Origin of the sequence: Actinosynnema mirum DSM 43827 (assembly GCF_000023245.1) — a bacterium.
GTDB classification, from domain to species: domain Bacteria; phylum Actinomycetota; class Actinomycetes; order Mycobacteriales; family Pseudonocardiaceae; genus Actinosynnema; species Actinosynnema mirum.
Genome location: NC_013093.1, coordinates 1,621,132 through 1,634,116, shown reverse-complemented (window position 1 = coordinate 1,634,116; position 12,985 = coordinate 1,621,132). Strand labels below are relative to the sequence as shown.

Below are 12,985 nucleotides of genomic sequence, written 5' to 3'. Positions count from 1 at the left end.
TCGTTCTCAACCCGCGCCGTCCGGGTGATTCACCCGGAGGGGCGTTCACCGCCATCCCCCGCACGGGTGAGGGAAGGGGTCGGTATGGCCGTCGGCCGGAGTGGCGCCTCGTTGCGCCCGCCTTGCCCGCCGACGTGGATCAGGCCTGCACCAGGGTGGTGAGGAACGCCCGGAAGGGGCGGTCCGCGAAGGTCAGGCGGCCGTGACCGGGGTTCTTGCTGTCGCGCACGTGTGTGGCTGTTCGACCCACTGCGAGCTCGACGCAGTTGTTGCCCGCGCCGGAATGGGTGCTCTTGCGCCACGTCTTGGTGTTGTTCATGTTTCCTTCAGTGCCGAAGCCATTTTTCGGATCAGCGAGACCGAGTCCTTGGGCGACAGTGCCAGCCCGCTGGCGATCTCGTCGAAGTGCAGCAGGTAATTCTGCACATCGGCGGGATTGTCCACCCACTTACCCCCGCCCGCGTACTCCAAGTACACGGCCGAGGGATCGCCGTCCTCGAATAGGAGGGCGGTTGCCCCGCCTCCTGACATGGTTCCGTAAGCACCGGCACTGAAAGGAATCACCCGAATGGTGGTGTTGGAATTCTGGGTGGCCTCCACGAGGTGCAGCAGCTGCTCGCGCATGACGTCCGCCCCGCCGACGAGGCGGTGCAGCGCCGACTCGTCGATCACGGCGTCGAGCCGGACGGTGCGCAACCGGCGCTGCCGACCGGCGAGCGCCGCCTTCGCCTGGTCGACGCTGACGCCCCCGTCGACGAACCGCTTGCCCGCCCGCCGGACCGCCGCCGCGTAGGCCGGGGTCTGCAGGAGGCCGGGGATCACGTTCATCTCCACGGTGCGGACCTCGGTCGCGTCCGCCTCCTGCCGGGCGTACGTGCGCGCCTCGGGTGTGAACGCGGCGGCGTAGACCAACCGGGTCCCGTCCTGCTTCGCGTCCTCCCACAGCGCTTCGGCTTCACGCCGCTCCGTGTCGCTGGCGCCGTACAGGCCGAGCAGCGCGCCCAGCTCCGTCCAGCTCGGGCTGATGTACCCGTTCTCCATCCGCGACAGCGTCGACTGCGTCTTGCGGGTGAGCGCGTGGTAGTCGACCTCGGTCTTGCCCGCGCGCTTGCGCAGCGCGTTCAGGAACTGACCCAGCTTGCGCTTGCGGCGGGTCTGGACGGCTGCCATCGGACGCTCCTCCACCTCGGCACGATTCGCGAACACCCTAGTGAGGGGCGGCCGTTCACTCGATCGCCCACTTCCGGGTGCACGTACCCACCCAATAGCAGGAAAAAGCCGATGAGGCGGACGAGGCCCGCCGCGCTCACCCGGTCAGAGCACCAGGCTGAGCCAGGTGGAGTCCTCCTGGGCGAAACCGTTGCGGCGGTAGAACCTTCGGGCCGCGTGGTTCGGGCGCTCGGTCTCCAGGAACACCCGGGACGCCCCCGCCTCGCGCGCCACGTCGGCCAGCTCCGCCAGCACCGCCGACCCGGTGCCCCTCCCCCGGTCGCGCACGTAGAACTCGTCGAGCAGCGCGTCGCGCCCCCCGGACTCCAGGGAGTACCCCCAGGTCAGCACCGCGTACCCGGTGTCGAACAGCCACACCCCGCCGTGCTCGTCCCCGCCCAGCAGCGGCCCCAGCGCGCGCACCAGCGCGTCGTGGTCGTAGTCGTGCCCGTCCACGAGGTAGAACTCGCGCACCAGCCCCAGCAGGGCGCCCAGGTCCTCGGGCGCGGCTCTTCTGATCAGCACGCCGGTCATCGCACACCCGCGCCACCGGAACGAGCAATTCCCTCGTCCGGGTGAGCCGATGAGGACCGTTCCTGTCAGGGGTCGAGACCATCATGGCCGCATGGGAAACGTGATCACGGCCGAGGGCCTGGTCAAGCGCTACGGCTCGGTGGTGGCGCTCGACGGCCTCGACCTGGAGGTGCCCGAGGGCACCGTCATGGGTCTGCTGGGCCCCAACGGGGCGGGGAAGACGACGGCGGTGCGGGTGCTGACCACGTTGCTGGAGGCGGACGGCGGCCGGGCGAGCGTGGCCGGGCTGGACGTGCGGACCCAGGCGCGCGAGCTGCGCGGCCGGATCGGGCTCTCCGGGCAGTACGCGGCGGTGGACGAGGCGCTGACCGGGTTCGAGAACCTGGACATGATCGGCAGGCTCTACCACCTGGGCAGGCGGCGCAGCCGGGAGCGGGCCCGCGAGCTGCTGGCGCGGTTCGACCTGGAGGAGGCGGGCGACCGGCCGGTGAAGGGCTACTCCGGCGGGATGCGCAGGCGGCTGGACCTGGCGGGCGCGCTGGTGGCCGAGCCGCCGGTGCTGTTCCTGGACGAGCCGACCACGGGCCTGGACCCGCGCAGCAGGCTCGGCATGTGGGAGGTGATCTCCGAGCTGGTGGCGGGCGGCACGACGCTGCTGCTGACCACCCAGTACCTGGAGGAGGCCGACCGGCTGGCCGACCGGATCGCGGTGATCGACCGGGGCCGGGTGATCGCGCTGGGCACGGCGGACGAGCTGAAGGACCAGGTGGGCGGCGAGCGGCTGGAGCTGGCGCTGGGCACGGCCGCCGACGCGGCGACGGCGTCGCGCGCGCTGGCGCCGCTGGCCGTGGGCGAGGTGGTGGTGGACGAGCGGTCGCACCGGCTGCTCGTGCCGGTCGCGGGTGGGGCTCAGGTGCTGGTGGAGGCGGTGCGCAGGCTCGACGCCGAGTCGGTGAAGGTGCTGGACGTCGGCTTGCGCAGGCCGACGCTGGACGACGTGTTCCTGGCGCTGACCGGGCGCGCGGCGGAGCTGGACGAGAGCGAGGGGGACCGGTGACGGCGTTCATCCAGGCCTTGGGCGACAGCGCGGTCGTCGCCAGGCGCAACCTGATCAGGATCAAGCGGGTGCCGGACCTGCTGGTGTTCGCGACGTTGCAGCCGATCATGTTCGTGCTGCTGTTCAGCTACGTGTTCGGCGGCTCGATCGACATCCCCGGCATGGCGTACGAGGAGTTCCTGATGGCCGGGATCTTCGCGCAGACGGTGATCTTCGGGTCGACGACCACCGGCAGCGGGCTCGCCGAGGACATGCAGAAGGGCGTGATCGACCGGTTCCGCTCGCTGCCGATGGCGCGGTCGGCGGTGCTGGCCGGGCGCACGGCGAGCGACCTGGTCAGCAACGCGATCTCGGTGGTGGTGATGTCGCTGACCGGCCTGCTGGTGGGCTGGCGGATCCACTCGTCGCCGCTGGAGGCGCTGGCGGGGTTCGCGCTGCTGCTGCTGTTCGCCTACGCCATGTCGTGGGTGATGGCGCTGGTGGGGCTGATGGTGCGCACGCCGGAGGTGTTCAACAACGCGAGCTTCATGGCGATCTTCCCGCTGACGTTCATCGCCAACACGTTCGTGCAGGAGGGCAACCTGCCCGGCCCGCTGAAGGTGTTCGCGCAGTGGAACCCGGTGTCGGCCGTGACGCAGGCGGCGCGGGTGCTGTTCGGCAACACCAACCCCCTGTTCCCGCCGCCGGACGCCTGGCCGCTCCAGCACCCGGTGCTGGCCACGCTCGGCTGGGTGGTGCTGATCCTGGCGGTGTTCGTGCCGCTGGCGACCCGCCAGTACCGCAGGGCGGTGAGCCGCTGACGCCCGGTGACGGCGCGCCGGCCGGGTCCACCACCTGCGGAAATTGGCTCGCTAGGTCGGGAGCGCCCGACCTAGCCTTGCCCGCATGTCCCCGACCACGCTCCCCGGAGCACGCGTAGACATCCGCCTGTGGGCACGTCCCGACGAGGTGGAGGGCGAGGCGCTCCGGCAGCTCCAGAACATCGCCACCCTCCCGTGGGCCGTGAAGCACGTGGCCGTGATGCCCGACGTGCACTTCGGCAAGGGCGCCACGGTCGGCTCGGTCATCGCGCTCAAGGACGCCGTGTCCCCGGCCGCGGTGGGCGTCGACATCGGCTGCGGCATGACCGCGGTGCGCACGTCGCTGGTCGCGGAGGACCTGCCCGCCGACCTGTCGCGGCTGCGCTCGCTGATCGAGGCCGCCGTGCCGGTGGGCTTCGGCCAGCACCGCGCGCCGGTGGTGTTCCACGACCGGCTGTGGCGCTCGTTCGGCGACCTGACCCCGACCCTGTCGGAGGAGAAGGCGCTGAACCAGATGGGCACCCTCGGCGGCGGGAACCACTTCCTGGAGGTCTGCCTGGACACCGGGGGCCGGGTGTGGGTGATGCTGCACTCCGGGTCGCGCGGGATCGGCAACCAGCTGGCGCAGCACCACATCGCCATCGCGAAGACGTTGGCGCACAACGACGCCCTGGTCGACCCGGACCTGGCGGTGTTCCTCGCGGGCACGCCGGAGATGACGGCCTACCGGCACGACCTGTACTGGGCGCAGGAGTACGCGCGGCTGAACCGGGCCACGATGCTCGACCTGGTCACGAAGGTGCTGCTCGGGCAGTTCCCGCGGATCCGGTTCGACGAGCCGATCTCCGCGCACCACAACTACGTGTCGGAGGAGCGCCACTTCGGCGAGGACGTGCTGGTCACCCGCAAGGGCGCGATCAGCGCGCGCCGGGGCGAGCTGGGCATCATCCCCGGCTCGATGGGCACCGGCTCGTACATCGTGCGCGGCCTGGGGAACCCGGACTCGTTCCACTCGGCCTCGCACGGCGCGGGCCGCCGGATGTCGCGGAACAAGGCGCGCAAGCTGTTCACCGCCGAGGACCTCGCGGCGCAGACGCTGGGCGTGGAGTGCCGCAAGGACTCGGGCGTGGTCGACGAGATCCCGGCCGCGTACAAGGACCTCGACAGCGTCATCGAGCAGCAGGCCGACCTCGTGGAGGTCGTCACGAAGCTCAAGCAGGTGCTCTGCGTGAAGGGCTGACGCGGAGCGGGGCGGACCTGGCCCGATTTGTCAAGAGCCAGGTTTGCCTCTCACACGACAGGGTTACCCGTGGGGCAGCTGAGAGAGACCCCAACGGGAGGCGAAGATGTCCACCGGCACCACCATCGGCGTTGTGATCGCCGTGCTGGTCGTCGTCGCAGTCGGTGTGGTGCTGTGGAGGAAGGCGTCCCAGCGCAAGCACCTGCGGCGGCAGTTCGGTCCCGAGTACGACCGGGTCGTGGAGCGCAGCGGCAACCGGATGGAGGCCGAGCGCGAGCTGGCCGAGCGCGAGCGCACCCACCGGTCCCTGGAGCTGAAGCCGCTCACGGAGGGCACGCGGGAGAGCTACTCCCGCCACTGGGTCCAGGTGCAGGAGCAGTTCGTGGACGCGCCGAGCGACGCGGTCGCCAGCGCCCACCGGCTCGTCACCGACCTGATGTCCGAGCGCGGCTACCCCACGAACGGCGACCACGAGGCGAACGCCTCGGTGCTGTCGGTCGAGCACTCCCGGACCATCGACAGCTACCGCCAGGCCCACGCCATCACCCGCCGCCAGGAGCAGGGCGAGGCGTCCACGGAAGACCTGCGCAACGCGATGGTGCACTACCGAACCCTGTTCAACGACCTGCTCGGCGACCGAGGCGAGCGCAAGGAGGGAGCACGATGATCAATCGACCGGACGAGCGCCAGGACCACCGGCTGACCACCGACGACTTCGCCCGCCCCCAGGGCCGTGCCGACGTCCGCGAGGACCTCGTGGACGAGCACGGCAAGCACCACGACCCGGTGCTGGAGCACGGCCACGACTCCCCGGAGCGCGAGGACGACCTGGCCTACGCGGAGGAGGCGGCCTACAACGAGGAGCGCGACCGCGAGGACGGCGTGGTGCCCGCGCAGAGCACCCGCGAGCCGGTGACCGAGCCGGTGGCCTCCGACGACCTGAAGACCGACCACGACCTGGACGCCGACGGCACGACCGGCACGCGCGCCACCGGCGTCACCACCACCCCGGTGACCGACGCCCCCGGCGCCGAGGCCATGGCCACCACCGAGATCCCGGTGCAGGCCGAGGTCGAGCCCGCGCACCACAGCGGTTTCGACGCCGAGTCCCCGCTGTTCGGCCAGGACGAGGCGGGCGGCTTCCGCGAGGAGTGGCGCTCGCTGCAGGGCGACTTCGTGGACAACCCCCGCGAGGCCGTGCACCGCGCCGACGAGCTGGTCGCCCAGGTGATCCAGAGCCTGGCCACCACGTTCTCCGAGCACAAGCGGACCCTGGAGGGCCGCTGGCAGGAGGGCAGCGAGGCCGAGACCGAGGAGCTGCGGCTCGCGCTCAAGAGCTACCGCTCGTTCTTCGACAAGTTGCTCTCGGTGTGAGGCGGAGTCTCACAGCACGCCAGATCAGCACCACCTGACCGCCGGGCAGCACGCCGCAGAGCGTGTCCCGAAGCCCGGTGCGGCAGGCGTCAGAACGCAAAGAGGAACATCGGAACGACGAGCACCCCGCTGTGCGTCCGGCGACCCGGGCGCACAGCGGGTGACAGCGTTTCCAGGGCCGTTCCAGGGCCGTTTCAGGACCCGTTCGCACGCCCGTTCACGCGCTTCGCGCTTTCCCGGTCCGCCGCGCCCGACCGCGCCCCGGACCGGTGGGCGGGATCAGCCGGGCAGTTCCCGGATCTCCATCTCCAGCACGTCGATCTCGTCGCTGATGGCCTCGTCGAGCATCCGGTCCAGCAGGCGCGCGCAATCCGCGTCGTCCGCGCCGAATCCGGGAACCTGCTCCCACCACACGGCGGGGTTGTTCCAGAACGAGCCCGACCCCTGGTCGACCCCGGCCAGCGAGCGCAACCGGTCGTCGTCCTCGGGCAGCGCCCTGACGTAGTCCACGAACCTGGCCAGCTCGGCCGGGTGCGCGGCGGGCACCGCCCCGAAACCGCGCAGGCAGTCGTCCAGCTCCCTGAGGAACTCCTCCTTGAAAGTCACGATCCACCCCCGCTTCCCCCGCACCGCTGCGAGCGAGGAGCACTCGATCCGAGTACCAACGGTACCGCCGCGAAGGCAGGGCGAAATGCCTGCTAACGGGGGGCGTAAAGCGTCAAATCGGCAACGTTCAGGCTATTATTTCGGAACTTGAGCGCACATCCGGGTGATATCCGGCGAAATCCTGTCCACTGTGGACGTTCGGGGTCCCGGTTCCGGTTGCGCGGACTCGAAACCGGCATTCCCCGGAACCGACCCGGAACCGACCAGGGCGCTACTCGGCGCGCACCCTCGCGGCGAGGCTGTAGCGGTCGCCCCGGTACAGCGAGCGCGAGCGCTCCACCGGCGTTCCGGACCGGTCGTGCGCGACCCGGTGCAGCAGCAGCATGGGCAGCGCGGGGTTGGTGCCGATGAGCAGCGCCTCGCGGGGCGCCGCCAGCACGGTCTCCACCCGCTCCTCGGCCCCGCCGAACTCCACGCCGAACCGCTCGCGCAGGCAGGCGTGCAGCGACCCGGCCGGGTCGAGCGCGTCGAGCAGGCCGGGGAAGCGGGACAGCGGCAGGTACGTCGACTCCAGGCCGACCCGCGCGCCGTCGGCGAGCATGACCCGCTCCAGGTGCAGCACCGGGTCCCCGTGCGGCACCAGCAGGTCCTCGGCGAGCACCTCGTCCGCGGGTAACCGCTCGACGGTCACCACGCCCCGGTCGGGCCGGATGCCCTGCGCCCGCATCCCGTCCGCGTAGCTCACCAGGGACAGCGGCTGCACGAGCTTGGGCGGCGCGACGTAGGTGCCGCTGCCGTGCCGCCGCAGGAGCCTGCCCTCCAGGACGAGCTCCGCGACGGCCTGGCGCAGCGTCACGCGCGAGACCGAGAACCGGCAGGCCAGCTCCCGCTCCGACGGCAGCGCCGCCCCCTCCCCCAGCGCCTCGACCAGCCACAGCAGCTCGGTCTTGACCGCGTAGTAGCGGGGAACCCGCCCGTGCTCGGGAATCCCGGCGCGGACGGGCTTGTCGGCCCGGCGGCCGGGGGAGGGGTGGGAGCTGATCACCCGGCGACCCTAGGCCCCAGCGGGTCCGCGCAGGACCCGCCAACGGGGTGGGTCGGAGGTCACGAAGCGATCTGCGGCGGCTCGGGCAGCCGGTAGTCGGAGCCGCCGACGTTGACCTCCTGCGCGCGCTTCCACTCGCCGCTGTCGACCATCTTGCGCAGCGCGGCCGTGACCGCGTCCTTGGTCTCCTGCTCCCCCTTGGGGAGGCCGATCCCGTACTCCTCCTCGCTGAACGGCTCGCCGACCACCCTGAGCAGCTCCGGGTTCTGCGCGGCGTACCCGGCGAGCACGACGTCGTCGGTGGTGAGCGCGTCGACCTCGCCGGCGAGCAGCGCGGTCACGCACTCGCTGAACCTGGGCTGCTCGACCAGCTTCACGTTCTTCGCGAACGTGTCCTTCACGTACTGCGCCGAGGTGGTGCCGGTGACCGAGCAGAGCCGCTGGCCCCGGCTGAGCGAGTCCGGCCCGGTGATCTCCTGGTTGTCGATCAGCACCAGCAGGTCCTGGCCCGCCGTGTAGTACGGACCCGCGAAGTCGATGACCTCGCGCCGCTTCGGGGTGATGGAGTAGCCGTTGACCACCAGGTCGACCTCGCCCGAGGTGAGCAGCCGCTCGCGGTCCTCGGGCGGGGCCTCGACCCAGGTGATGCCCGACTCGGGGACGCCCAGCTCGGTGGCGACGTAGCGCGCGACGTCGATGTCGAAGCCGCGCAGGTTCCCGTCCTGGCGCCGCAGGCCGAGCCCCGGCTGGTCGTGGGCGACCCCGATGGTGATCCTCCCCTGCTCCGCGCGGCCGAGGACGGTGTCGTCGTCGGCCCCGCAGGAGGTCAGCGCGAGCACCGCCGCGGTGGCCCAGACCAGGGATGACTTGCTTAACGCTGCCACGGTGGTTCCCCTCCCCTGTCCCGTGCTTTCGGGGGAACCTAGGTGCCGGTGGGCGCTGCGTCTGCGCTTCACAGCGGAATCAGGCCGAAAGACCCCAGAAGATCGTCCCGAACGGACCTGAACACCGCAGCGCGCTGGTGCGGGTGGCCGTGCGGTGCTCCGGGGTCCGGACGGGCGCGGGTCGCGGGAACGGCTGTGGTGGCGGGGTTCGCGCGCGGTGGGCGGTCGACCCCGGCGGGGTGCGGGGCAGGCCCGCGGGACTGTGAACGCGGACCGTCAGCGTGCCCCTCCTGGCAGGCGCAGCCGCCGGGGACCGGAGTCGCGCGGCGACGGCCTCGGCCCGAGGGTGACGCGGGCGCTGGCCACGAACGCGCCCTCCGCCGACGCCAGCACCGGTTCCAGCGCCAGCTCCCGCACCTCCGGCAGGTCCTCGGCGAGCGCGGCCAGCCGCAGCACCAGCTCCTGCAGCGCGGCCAGGTCCGCCACCTGACCGCCCCGGAACCCGGCGAGCAGCGGCGCGGCCTTGGGGGCGCGCACGAGCGCGGCGGCGTCGGCGTCGGTCAGCGGCACCGCCCGGTACGCCCGGTCGCCCAGCAGGTCGCTCACCAACCCGGACAGCCCGAACGACACCAGCGACCCGAACGACGGGTCGTCCTGGAGCCCCAGCACGCAGGACAGCCCCTTGGGAACCATGCGCTGCACGTACACCTCGGTCAGCCCGGAGATGTCCGAGAGGCCCCGGTACGCCTCGCGCACGGACTCCTCGGCGGTCAGGTCCAGGCGCACCCCGACGAGGTCGGTGCGGTGCCGCAGGTGCCCGGCCGTGGACTTGAGCGCCACCGGGTAGCCCAGCTCGGCGGACGCGGCCACCGCGTCGTCCGCCGAGGACACCACCCGGAACGGCACGACGTCGATGCCGTAGCAGGCCAGCAGCCGCATCGTGGTGCCGTCGTCCAGCTTGACCAGCTCGGCGTGCGGCACGGACTCGACGAGCGCCCGCGCGGCCTCGGGGTCGACGCCCTCGGGCCGGGTGAACAAGCCCGCCGGGCGGGAGCGCCAGCGCGCGTAGCGGGTCACCCGCGCGAGCGCGAGCACGGCCCGCTCCGGGCTCGGGTACGACGGCACCGAGCCGCGCCCCGGCGCGCCGTCCGGGCCGGTCACCGCCAGCTCCGCCGGGACGCCCTCCACGGCCAGGAACGTGGACACGATCGGCTTGGCCTCCACAGCGTCCTGCGCGGTGGAGGCCTGCGCGGCGGTGCCCTGCGCGGTGGCGTCCTGCACGGCGGCGCGCAGCGCGCGGGCGTACTCGGTGCCGGGGATGGCGAGCGGCGGCGCGAAGACCACGACGAGCGCGTCGGTGTCCGGGTCGGCGAGCGCGGTGCGGACCGCGCCCGCGAACTCCTCCGGCCCGGCCTGCGCGCCCACGTCCACCGGGTCGCCGACCAGGTCGAGGCCCTGCCCGAGGACGGTGTCGGCGGCGAGCACGCCGATGGCGGTGGAGTTGCCGACCACCGCGACCCTCGGGCCGGACGGCAGCGGCTGGTGGGCGAGCAGCAGCGCGGTGTCGAACAGCTGCGCCAGCGACTCGACCCGGATCACGCCCGCCTGCTCGAACAGGGCCTGCACGCTCTGCTCGTCCACGTGCACCGAGGTCGCGGCGAGCGCGGGCGTGACCGCGTGCCTGCCGGACTTCACCGCCACGATCGGCTTGCTGCGGCCCAGGCGCCGGGCGAGGCGGGCGAACTTGCGCGGGTTGCCGAACGACTCCAGGTACAGCAGCACCACGTCGGTGGCCGGGTCGGTCTCCCAGTACTGGAGCAGGTCGTTGCCGGACACGTCGGCCCGGTTGCCCGCGCTGACGAACGTGGACAGGCCGAGGCCCCGCTCGGCGGCGGTCGCCAGGATCGCGCTGCCGAGCGCCCCGGACTGGCAGAAGAACCCGGTGCGCCCGCGCGCGGGCAGGGTCGGCGCGAGGGTCGCGTTGAGCCGCACGTCCGGGTCGGTGTTGACCACGCCCAGCGCGTTCGGGCCGACCACGCGCATCCCGTGCGCGCGGGCCTCGGTGACCAGCCTGCGCTCGGCGGTGCGCCCGTCGGGGCCGGTCTCGCCGAAGCCGGAGGTGACCACGACCAGCGCCTTGACCCCCTTGGCCAGGCAGGCGTCCATGACCTCGTCGACACCCGCGGCGGGCACCGCGACGACGGCCAGGTCGACGTCGTCGGGGATGTCCAGCACGGACGGGTAGGCGCGCACGCCCCGCACCGCGCGGTGCTCGGCGTTGACCGGGTAGACGGGGCCGTGGAAGTCGCCGACGAGCAGGTTCGCCAGCACCGCGTGGCCGATCTTGGTGCGGTCGGTGGAGGCGCCGATGACGGCGATCGAGCGCGGGTGCAGCAGGTTGTGCACGCTGCGCGCCTCGGCGGCCTGCTCGCGGGCCTGCGCGACCTCCACGGACTGCTCGGTGGGGTCCACGTCGAACTCCAGGTGCAGCACGCCCTCGTCGAAGGCGCGGCTGACCGAGTAGCCGGCGTCGCGGAACACCCGGACCATCTGGCCGTTCTCGGCGAGCACCTCGGCGGTGAACCGGGTCAGCCCGCGCTCGCGGGCGGCGGCGGCCAGGTGCTCCAGCAGGATCGAGCCGAGGCCCCGGCCCTGGTGCTCGTCCTGCACGACGAACGCGACCTCGGCGGAGGGGCCGTCGTTCAGCCGGTCGTAGCGGCCCACCGCGACGATGTCGTCGCCGAGCATGGCCACGAACGCGACCCGGTCGGCGTGGTCGACGGTGGTGAACCGGACGACGTCGCGCCTGGGCATCCTCGGGTAGGGGCCGAAGTAGCGGAAGTAGCGGGTGCGCTCGGAGAGCCGGGAGTGGAACTCCAGCAGGCGCTGGCCGTCGTCGGGGGTGATGGGGCGCAGGTGGGCGGTGCCGCCGTCGGCGAGCACGACGTCGGCCTCCCAGCTGCGCGGGTAGTCGAACGGGTCCACTAGTCCCTCGCGTCCTCGGGGTCCAGGCCGTGCAGGGGGAAGACGGCGCGGCGGGTGGCCCGGACGGCCTCGTCCACCGGGTCGCCGCCGGAGCCGTCCCACGGCGCGAACGAGGTGTCGGCGCCCTCGGTCATGGTGGTGGGCAGCGGCCAGTTCGGGGCGGTCCTGGCCACGTGCGAGATCCAGGAGGCGGGCAGCGGGACGCGCGGGTCGACGTCGCGGTCCAGGACCGTGGCGAGCAGGTGCGTCCAGGAGCGGGGGACCACGCGCACCAGCTCGTACCCGCCGCCGCCGAGCGCCAGCCACTTGCCGTTCGCGGTGGTGTCGGCGAGGTGGCGCAGGGCGCGGTAGATCGCGCGGTGGCCGTCGACGGTCAGGGACAGGTCGGCGAGCGGGTCCTCGCGGTGGCTGTCCACTCCGCACTGGGTGACCAGGACCTGCGGGCGGAACGCGGTGAGCAGCGACGGCACGACGGCGTGGAAGGCGCGCAGCCAGCCCCGGTCGGGGGTGCCGGGCGGGAGGGCGACGTTGACCGCCGTGCCCTCGGCGTTCGGACCGCCCAGCTCGGCGGGGCGGCCGGTGCCGGGCCACAGGCTCAGCGGGCTCTGGTGCAGGGAGACGGTGAGCACGCGCGGGTCGTCGTAGAACGCGGCCTGCACGCCGTCGCCGTGGTGCACGTCGGTGTCGACGTAGGCGACGCGGTCGAAGCCGTTGTCCAGCAGCCAGGAGATGGCGACGGCGCAGTCGTTGTAGACGCAGAAGCCCGCGGCGCGGTCGCGCATGGCGTGGTGCAGTCCGCCCGCGATGCTGACGGCCCGGTCGGCGGCGCCGGAGGCGATCTGGCGGGCTGCGGCGAGCGAGCCGCCGACGATCAGGGAGGACGCCTCGTGCATCCGGTCGAAGACCGGGTTGTCGGTGGTGCCGAGGCCGTGGCCGAGGTCCCAGGCGGTGCTCGGGGCGGCGCGCACGGCGGCCAGGTAGGCGGGGTCGTGGACGCGTTCGAGCTCCGGGTCGGTGGCGTGGGCCGGGGCGATCGGGTCGACGCCGTCGAGGACGCCGAGCGCCGTGGCGAGCCGGACGGTGAGGTCAAGGCGCACGGGGTTGAGCGGGTGGTCGCCGCCGAGGTCGTAGGCGAGCACCGACTCGTCCCAGACCACGGCGGGTGGCCGCGCGACGCCCTGTTCCGCTCCCATGTCCGGAATTTAGCCTACTGACCGGTAATCGCACGATGGCCGCAGCGGGTCGGGTTGG

The 12,985-nt window shown here is 72.5% G+C and carries 13 protein-coding genes; 5 read left to right on the top strand and 8 right to left on the bottom strand.

All coding sequences use genetic code 11. The features are described from left to right. Window positions 1-139: 139 nt before the first annotated feature. The 3 genes from AMIR_RS07415 to AMIR_RS07405 all read right to left on the bottom strand — a co-directional run bounded on the left by AMIR_RS07415 (window position 140) and on the right by AMIR_RS07405 (window position 1,743). The gene (locus AMIR_RS07415) at window positions 140-319 is read right to left on the bottom strand and encodes a DUF397 domain-containing protein (RefSeq protein WP_015800321.1); all 180 of its coding nucleotides are present in this window, start codon (window positions 317-319) and stop codon (window positions 140-142) included. Beyond that, a complete protein-coding gene (locus AMIR_RS07410) occupies window positions 316-1,170 on the bottom strand; it encodes a helix-turn-helix domain-containing protein (RefSeq protein ID WP_015800320.1) in 855 nt (284 codons plus the stop codon). The genes AMIR_RS07415 and AMIR_RS07410 overlap by 4 nt, the downstream gene beginning before the upstream one ends. A 144-nt stretch (window positions 1,171-1,314) precedes the next feature. After that, window positions 1,315-1,743, bottom strand: a complete 429-nt coding sequence (locus AMIR_RS07405) for a GNAT family N-acetyltransferase (protein WP_015800319.1) — start codon at window positions 1,741-1,743, stop codon at window positions 1,315-1,317. Window positions 1,744-1,834: 91 nt separating this feature from the next. Here AMIR_RS07405 and AMIR_RS07400 point away from each other — a divergent pair, with 91 nt between their 5' ends. The 5 genes from AMIR_RS07400 to AMIR_RS35365 all read left to right on the top strand — a co-directional run bounded on the left by AMIR_RS07400 (window position 1,835) and on the right by AMIR_RS35365 (window position 6,214). Further along, window positions 1,835-2,800 carry a daunorubicin resistance protein DrrA family ABC transporter ATP-binding protein gene (locus tag AMIR_RS07400; protein ID WP_015800318.1) on the top strand — a complete coding sequence of 322 codons (966 nt, stop codon included), beginning with the start codon at window positions 1,835-1,837 and terminating at the stop codon, window positions 2,798-2,800. Continuing rightward, a complete protein-coding gene (locus tag AMIR_RS07395; RefSeq protein ID WP_015800317.1) occupies window positions 2,797-3,600 on the top strand; it encodes an ABC transporter permease in 804 nt (267 codons plus the stop codon). Before AMIR_RS07400 ends, AMIR_RS07395 begins: the two co-directional genes overlap by 4 nt. A gap of 85 nt (window positions 3,601-3,685) precedes the next feature. After that, window positions 3,686-4,840 (top strand): RtcB family protein, encoded by a 1,155-nt coding sequence (locus AMIR_RS07390; protein ID WP_015800316.1) that lies wholly within the window; start codon window positions 3,686-3,688, stop codon window positions 4,838-4,840. A gap of 106 nt (window positions 4,841-4,946) precedes the next feature. Further along, on the top strand, window positions 4,947-5,507 hold the full coding sequence (locus AMIR_RS07385; protein WP_015800315.1) for a hypothetical protein: 561 nt from the start codon (window positions 4,947-4,949) through the stop codon (window positions 5,505-5,507). Beyond that, window positions 5,504-6,214, top strand: coding sequence for a hypothetical protein (locus AMIR_RS35365; RefSeq protein WP_015800314.1), 711 nt, complete (start codon window positions 5,504-5,506; stop codon window positions 6,212-6,214). The genes AMIR_RS07385 and AMIR_RS35365 overlap by 4 nt, the downstream gene beginning before the upstream one ends. A gap of 279 nt (window positions 6,215-6,493) precedes the next feature. On the opposite strand, the gene AMIR_RS07375 is transcribed toward AMIR_RS35365, so the two are convergent. From AMIR_RS07375 to AMIR_RS07355, 5 genes are all read right to left on the bottom strand, one after another. Beyond that, window positions 6,494-6,820: a hypothetical protein gene (locus tag AMIR_RS07375; RefSeq protein WP_118948221.1), complete on the bottom strand. Its 327-nt coding sequence runs from the start codon at window positions 6,818-6,820 to the stop codon at window positions 6,494-6,496. 271 nt (window positions 6,821-7,091) lie between these two features. Continuing rightward, complete coding sequence (locus AMIR_RS07370) at window positions 7,092-7,865, bottom strand: GntR family transcriptional regulator (RefSeq protein ID WP_015800312.1); 774 nt, start codon at window positions 7,863-7,865, stop codon at window positions 7,092-7,094. 59 nt (window positions 7,866-7,924) lie between these two features. Beyond that, a complete protein-coding gene (locus AMIR_RS07365; protein WP_015800311.1) occupies window positions 7,925-8,749 on the bottom strand; it encodes a glutamate ABC transporter substrate-binding protein in 825 nt (274 codons plus the stop codon). Window positions 8,750-9,025: 276 nt separating this feature from the next. Continuing rightward, window positions 9,026-11,734, bottom strand: coding sequence for a bifunctional acetate--CoA ligase family protein/GNAT family N-acetyltransferase (locus AMIR_RS07360; protein WP_015800310.1), 2,709 nt, complete (start codon window positions 11,732-11,734; stop codon window positions 9,026-9,028). Continuing rightward, window positions 11,734-12,927, bottom strand: a complete 1,194-nt coding sequence (locus AMIR_RS07355; RefSeq protein ID WP_015800309.1) for an acetoin utilization protein AcuC — start codon at window positions 12,925-12,927, stop codon at window positions 11,734-11,736. Before AMIR_RS07355 ends, AMIR_RS07360 begins: the two co-directional genes overlap by 1 nt. Between the last annotated feature and the right edge of the window lie 58 nt (window positions 12,928-12,985).